The organism is Candidatus Magnetominusculus dajiuhuensis (genome assembly GCF_046044395.1).
GTDB classification, from domain to species: Bacteria; Nitrospirota; Thermodesulfovibrionia; order Thermodesulfovibrionales; family Magnetobacteriaceae; genus Magnetominusculus; species Magnetominusculus dajiuhuensis.
The window spans coordinates 1-6,369 of record NZ_JBJUSG010000168.1 but is presented as its reverse complement, the minus strand read 5'-3'; the positions used below and the strand labels follow the sequence as shown (position 1 = coordinate 6,369).

Annotated in this window: 7 protein-coding genes; 1 reads left to right on the top strand and 6 read right to left on the bottom strand. The window is 43.7% G+C overall.

Annotation, left to right across the window (positions count from 1 at the left end; all coding sequences use genetic code 11):
- The 6 genes from AB7D94_RS15945 to AB7D94_RS15920 all read right to left on the bottom strand — a co-directional run.
- Positions 1 to 1,202 (bottom strand): M23 family metallopeptidase (locus tag AB7D94_RS15945; RefSeq protein WP_474373870.1); only part of this gene is annotated, 1,202 nt, incomplete at its 3' end.
- An 89-nt stretch (positions 1,203 to 1,291) separates the two neighbouring features.
- On the bottom strand, positions 1,292 to 2,095 hold the full coding sequence (locus AB7D94_RS15940; RefSeq protein ID WP_420267001.1) for a tetratricopeptide repeat protein: 804 nt from the start codon (positions 2,093 to 2,095) through the stop codon (positions 1,292 to 1,294).
- Positions 2,096 to 2,397: 302 nt separating this feature from the next.
- Positions 2,398 to 2,676 carry a hypothetical protein gene (locus AB7D94_RS15935; protein ID WP_420266999.1) on the bottom strand — a complete coding sequence of 93 codons (279 nt, stop codon included), beginning with the start codon at positions 2,674 to 2,676 and terminating at the stop codon, positions 2,398 to 2,400.
- A gap of 668 nt (positions 2,677 to 3,344) precedes the next feature.
- Complete coding sequence (locus AB7D94_RS15930; protein ID WP_420266997.1) at positions 3,345 to 4,034, bottom strand: Crp/Fnr family transcriptional regulator; 690 nt, start codon at positions 4,032 to 4,034, stop codon at positions 3,345 to 3,347.
- 259 nt (positions 4,035 to 4,293) lie between these two features.
- Complete coding sequence (locus tag AB7D94_RS15925; RefSeq protein ID WP_420266995.1) at positions 4,294 to 4,641, bottom strand: HepT-like ribonuclease domain-containing protein; 348 nt, start codon at positions 4,639 to 4,641, stop codon at positions 4,294 to 4,296.
- Positions 4,641 to 4,934 (bottom strand): nucleotidyltransferase family protein, encoded by a 294-nt coding sequence (locus AB7D94_RS15920; RefSeq protein ID WP_420266993.1) that lies wholly within the window; start codon positions 4,932 to 4,934, stop codon positions 4,641 to 4,643. The genes AB7D94_RS15925 and AB7D94_RS15920 overlap by 1 nt, the downstream gene beginning before the upstream one ends.
- A 224-nt stretch (positions 4,935 to 5,158) precedes the next feature.
- Here AB7D94_RS15920 and AB7D94_RS15915 point away from each other — a divergent pair, with 224 nt between their 5' ends.
- On the top strand, positions 5,159 to 6,184 hold the full coding sequence (locus AB7D94_RS15915) for a CHC2 zinc finger domain-containing protein (protein ID WP_420266992.1): 1,026 nt from the start codon (positions 5,159 to 5,161) through the stop codon (positions 6,182 to 6,184).
- The last annotated feature ends 185 nt before the right edge of the window (positions 6,185 to 6,369 follow it).

Sequence of the window (6,369 nt, the reverse complement as noted above, 5' to 3'; positions counted from 1 at the left end):
ATTATGACATCTGCTACCCCCACTGTAAAGATGGGGTTTTCTTGACGCTTACATTGTCTGAACATAATATTGCCCCAAATACCATTAGAATTACCTCCGTAACTACCCAAAACTTTCACGTAAAAAGCAAATGTATGAGTTGAATTTGGTAAGTTGGGTATATTGGGTACGTTAATATAATCACTCGTTCCATTAAAACTGTAAGCTCTATTTGCATTCCCAAACCTGTCTGCTGTTAGGGTGGCTCCATAAACCGTTCCATTATTGCCATTTCCGCTTTCATCGTTGGCATTACCGTTAAATGGATAGTACGCTACTAAACCACTTGTAATATCCGTTGACGTTGACTTAGACTTCGAACTTTTCTTAGGCGAAGGAGCAGGTGTTGCTGAAGGTGAGGGAGTTGGTGTCGGCGTTGCCTCTGAATAAGTGACAGTTACACGTTTATTAGGTGAAGGCGTAGGTGTTGCACCTGCCGGTGACACTGTTTTAGTATCCGCTGCTTTATTTGTTGGTTGAACGTTAGTGTCTGCTGTACTACCATTGTTCAGGCCATACTTCGTAAAAAAGTCTTCGGGATTAATAAAGCTCCCCTCTGTCATATTTATATCGCTGAAAATCCAGCCGTCAGCAGGTGGATCATAGTAAACATTGTTATTTTTATCTTTTAGGTTGGGCTTAAACACGCCTATGTGTATATAACGTGCAGCGTATCCATCGTTATAAATGGGGGCGCTATAGCCTATGACATCCCCAGCGTTAACAACATCCCCGGCCTTTAGGGTTATCGTATAATTACAATTAAAGACAAACTTGCCTTGTGTATTAGCAGACTTGTCAGTCCAGGAAGAGGCGACATTACCATATAACATATATATAGGAGAACCGTCTGATAAGGTATGTTTTATCCAGATAGCCGGACCTCTGCCGTCGGGGTTAATCGAACCGAACTGGGGAGCTGACGTCTTGGTGTATTGATGGACAACGCCCGCCCCTACGCTAACCACCGGCTCGCTTAGGAGAGTTTGATAATTTATACCATTATGGGGCTTAGTGCTCCACGAAACATTCTTATTAAAGTCAAGGACGATACTGCCTTTCACTGGACGGACTGGTGTATCAGTCTGACCGCTGAACGCCATAGAAACTGCTAATATCATAGATATAATTAAAACCGGTAATAACCACCTTGTTTTAGACATTTTACTCCTCCCCGTTCGTTTTTGTATGCTTCAATATAAGCATATATAGTACGTTTTAGTCAACCATTTGGCAATAAAACTACTGTAAATCAAGATATCTGTTGCTGCTCATAGAGTTTTGCAATCTCTTGATCATAGTTAGAGGAAATACTGACGACTTTCTCAAACTGCTGGTGGGCCAGGTCTTGTTTACCCATTTTTAAGAGCAGCTTACCTAATTCAAAGTAACCGTTAGGGTTGTCGGCGATTGAAAGGGCATTCACATATTCCTGCACGGCCTCTTCATTCCTGCCTTGCAGCGACAAGGTATTAGCGAAGGCATATCTGATATAGGCATCGTTAGGGTTCTTATTAAGGGCATTGCAAAGTACCTCATATGCGGCATTGGCATAGCCGTTGTCATTGTAAAACGTAGCCGCTTCGGTAATAATCTTGTCTTTTAAAGGATAAGAATCCGGTATTGAGTCAATTACTCTGTAATACTGCTCGATTTCTCCATTTTTGAAGTAAACGGCCATGAGCAGCTTGAAATCTTCGATGTCCATAACGTCACCGGTTGCCACTGACTGGGTTACCGCGCTCAGGATAATCTCTTTTGCCTCTTTCACGTTGCCATTCTTATAAAGCTCATTGCTAAGCTCTATTTTATCACTTACAGAGCTGTCTGGAGTGAGCTTGCTGTTTATATAGGAAGTAACACTGGATTTTTCATTATGAGCGGGGCGTTCGGTCTTTTTAACAGACTTGGTTGAAACAACCGTCTCTTCTTTGTGGGTGTATTCTTGCCTGCTATCTGTTTTTACTGGTGAACCTGACGAAAAACCAACCTTTATACTTACTATGCTTACTATCACTGCTGCTGCGACTATCATGTTTTTTGATGTTGTCCTCATATTCAAGCCTCCATATTCATTTAATTACTGATTCTATTGTAATGGAGGTCTAAACAGGCTGTCCGTCACCGCGGTGACGCTGTTTTAAGAAATATCAAAAAAATCTTGGGATAAGTGAATTTATTTGTCGTCCCCTGTGATTGTTAAAGAGTATGCCTGGCTAATTCAGCTCTGGTCAATACACCAGATAAGCAATTCCCTCATGTCTATGGGATCGAAAGTACAGAAAATCTTAAAAAGGTCTAAACCATCCCCTGGCTGAGAGCAAACACATGTTATCGACTACTTTCAATCAACTATTTTTAAAGCGCTATGCTGACCTCTACATTGTCGCTTACAGGGCTTTCTGGAGTGAGATTGCTGTTCATGTAAGTAACATCTGATTTTTCATTATTTGTGGAACGATCAGTATTCTTAACGGACTTGACTGATACAACAATCTCTTCTTTGTGGGTGTATACTGTCCGGTTATCTGTTATTCCCGTTGAGCCTGATGAAAAACCAACCTTTAAAACCAATAGACATACTATCACTGATATTGCGATGGCTTCTTTTATGCAGCCTTTTGATTTTGTACTCATATGACAGCCTCCTTAATTACTTATTTGATTCTATTGTAAAGGAGGTTTGAAGGGGCTGTCCGTCACCGTGGTGACTATGGTTATAAAAAAAATCGTGGGATATGTGAATAGCTGTATTTGCGGGCTAAGGATTGGGAAATCACAAAGGATACGCTGTATTTTCACATCTTCGATTTCTCAAACAAAAATCGGTTACCCATCCAGATTTCCTTGGGTAACCGACTCTATTTCCTATCTTCTAACTATTCCAAGCACGTTTACTATAAAAACACAGTAGCCTCACTTTTTCGGTGGTTTATTCGGTTGACTTGGCTGCGGAGCCGGAGCTGGTCTGGGTGCTGGAGCCGGCTGCGGTGACTGAGCCTGATGAGGCGCACGGGGTCTCTCGGGAGCTGCCACGACAACAGCCGCTGGTCTGTATGCCGGAGGTGGAGGAACTACAACTACAGGCGGTGCGTACATTGGTGGTGGAGGTACCACATAATATGGCTGTGGCTCCGGTTCATAATAAACGGGTGAATAGCGAACCTCTTGTGAGTAACATCCACTTAGGACTAATACTGCCAACAACAATAATAATTTTTTCATCTTCAAGCCTCCATAGTTACTTATTTGATTCTATTTTATAGGAGACTTGAAGAGACTGTCCGTCACCGCGGTGACTGTATTTAAGAAAAATTAAATAATTCGTGGGATATGTGAATATATTTGTCGTCCCCCGTGATTATTAACCGCTCTCTTTTCCACTCATTGATCACGGTGGAGACTTTCTGGCGGCTTAGGCCGGTTCGGTCAGCTATTTCCTGATTAGTCAGCTTATGCTTCAGGAGAATGCCTGACTCAGTCTCTTGACCGTATTCGCTGGCTAATGATTTGAACAACAGCCTTAGCCTTTGCGACACGCGGTTATGGTTTAGAAGCTGGATGGTTTCAGTAGAGGCGCGAATCTTTGAGCAAAGTGTTTGTAGAAGGCTGCCAAAGACCTTCTCGTTAGAGCGAAGCATAGAAAAGAAGGTGCTTTTTGAAATAATGCCGACAACCGAATCCTCTTGAGCCGAAACCGTGGCTGATGCGGTCTTGCCGTCAATCAAGGACATTTCCCCGAAGAATTCACCAGTCTCTCGTGAGGCCAAAAGTATTTCCTTCCCATCCTCGGTAAGCTGAGTAACCTTGACGCTGCCATCCAAAACTATATACATGAAGTTATTAGCGTCTTCCCAGCTTATAATCACCCCGCCTTTAAGGATACGCCTCACATTGATAGTTTTGATAATCTGATTTAATTCCTCAGCCTGTAATGTTGAAAACAGCGGAATACTCCTCAATGAATCAGCATAAGCTGCAAAATTAACTTCCATGTCCCCCCCTCCTCTTTATTTTTAGTGGATTAGGCCAATATTAACCCGTTATATCATTAATAATCAAGATAATTCTTGTAATCAGTGGCATATGAAGGGGATTAAGAGAATTGTTCCCTATCCTGCTATCTTTATTCATAGCAACAAAACAATACTATCCGCTAATATTATGATAGGGCTTGAAGCAAAAGGCAATGCTCGCGGGCTTCGTGGCGGCTATCTTTGATGGCCGGTAAGAATTTTTCGATCTCAAGGCCGGTTAGGTGTTTGCTGCCGTTAGCTCTTCGCGGCAAACCTTCTCTAAGAGCGGCAAATTGTCCCTCACCACATGCCACAGGACATCGTGTGCAACATGCTCATAATCATGACGTAATATATTGCCGATGCCCGCCACATCCGGCCAAGGAATATCAGGGTGTCGTGCCTTCAATTCACCTGGAAGGTGGCGGCTGGCTTCTGAGATAATTTCTATGCCACGCTCGACCAACCACTGCTTGCGCCTGTCACCTTCAAAGACATGAAGTGTTACGTCGGCCATCTCATTTTGAATAAGCTCTATAGCCTCGATAATGTCGGTAAGGCGTGATACCGGTGAAGGATTGGTCATCAGAACACTTGTAATGCCGACTTCTCGATCCGCTCTCGCAAAACGTGGTGCAAACTACGCCTTGTCATAATCTCAGTTTTGCACTTAAGGATTCGAGCGGCGGCCCTCTTTATATCCATCAACTCAAAAAGCCCTATTGATCCTTCAGGGTGATCGAAAAACAGATCAACATCAGAATCGTCACGAGCCTCGCCACGCGCGGTTGAACCAAACATGAAAAGATGCTCAATGCCAAGCTGCTTAAGGTCAGCTTCGTGCTGTTTTAATCGGCGTATGGCTTCATTACGTTCCATCCTTTTATTATAACACAGTGAGAAAAAATTAACTTCGATTCAGTTATCTCCATAACTAATCAACTCCCCCTTGACAAGTCCCTAAACATGTGATATAAAGAAAACAGAGGAACTGGTTTCCAGTCCTTGCACCTTACAAATCAACATTCTACCTGTAAGTCTAAATCCCTGCACATACGGCTCTTCAATGCCAGTATTGCGCCTATCATCAAAGGAGGTATTCCATGCCTAAACACAAGAAAGCCCAGAATAACCACAACTGGGTCGATTTCAAAGCCGTCAAAGACACCATAACAATGGAAATGGTCTTAGACCATTACGGTCTAACGGCTGAACTTAAGCAGTCCGGCAAAAACCTTGTGGGCTGCTGCCCTATCCATCAAGGGGTTAATCCAAGACAGTTCTCAGTCAATCTCGACAAGAACATCTTTAACTGCTTTGGTAACTGTAACGGAGGTGGCAACGTCATCGATTTCGCAAGTAAAATGGAAAATGTCGATACCCGCCAAGCCGCTTTGCTTCTAAAGGACTGGTTTCTGTCGGATAAAACACCGCCTCCCGCTAAAGAAGCAGCCAAGACTACTACAGAACTGGTTAGAAAAGAAAGTAACCCGACAGAAGAACCTCAAGAACCGATTAATCCGCCTCTTACCTTCGAGCTAAAAACCCTTGTCCTTGATCATCCCTTCTTTTCCCAGCACGGCCTTCTTGCAGAGACAGTTAAACACTTTGGCCTGGGCTTCTGCCAGAGAGGTTCACTTAAAGGCCGCATCGCTATTCCAATACACGATGTCCAAGGCCAACTGGTAGCTTACTGTGGACGAGCGGTTGACGATGAGCAGGCCAAAAACGAAGGAAAGTATAAGCTTCCGGCCAACTTCCATAAGTCCAGTGTCATCTACAACTTACAGCGTCAAAAGGACGTGGACACCCTGATTATAGTGGAAAGCTACCTGTCTGTCTGGAGGCTCTATCAAGCCGGTTTTGAAAACGCAGTAGCTCTTATGGGATCAAGCCTAAGCACCTATCAAGATGAACTCTTAGTAAACACCCTCGGCTCTAACGGCAAGGTCATCCTGCTCTTTGACGCCGACGAGTCCGGCCAAGCCTGTACAGAGGATTGCCTCTCAAGATTAGGCCGACGGCTCTTTGTTAAGGCCATTGACCTAAGTCCATATGCCAAGAAACCGCACCGGCTGGAGCCAAACCAGCTTAAAGATCTGATAGAGGGTAGTCATAAGGCTCTCTAAACAACAGCGAACTAACAAACATAGGAGGTCAATATGGTAGAAGACACAGTGGTCTTAGAGCATTGTTATATCTGTAGTCAACCCTTACGAAACGGAGATTCTGCCGCCGGTATTACCAGAGGCAATATTAACGAAACATACATGAATAGAGTCAATCTTCGCCCCCGCCCATGAAAATTGCAAGG

What these genes read in the sequence shown, in the direction of transcription:
- AB7D94_RS15935 (WP_420266999.1), bottom strand. Translation starts at nt 2,676, where the DNA reads ATGAGTACAAAATCAAAAGGCTGCATAAAAGAAGCCATCGCAATATCA.
- AB7D94_RS15925 (WP_420266995.1), bottom strand. Translation starts at nt 4,641, where the DNA reads ATGACCAATCCTTCACCGGTATCACGCCTTACCGACATTATCGAGGCT.
- AB7D94_RS15940 (WP_420267001.1), bottom strand. Translation starts at nt 2,095, where the DNA reads ATGAGGACAACATCAAAAAACATGATAGTCGCAGCAGCAGTGATAGTA.
- AB7D94_RS15920 (WP_420266993.1), bottom strand. Translation starts at nt 4,934, where the DNA reads ATGGAACGTAATGAAGCCATACGCCGATTAAAACAGCACGAAGCTGAC.
- AB7D94_RS15930 (WP_420266997.1), bottom strand. Translation starts at nt 4,034, where the DNA reads ATGGAAGTTAATTTTGCAGCTTATGCTGATTCATTGAGGAGTATTCCG.
- AB7D94_RS15915 (WP_420266992.1), top strand. Translation starts at nt 5,159, where the DNA reads ATGCCTAAACACAAGAAAGCCCAGAATAACCACAACTGGGTCGATTTC.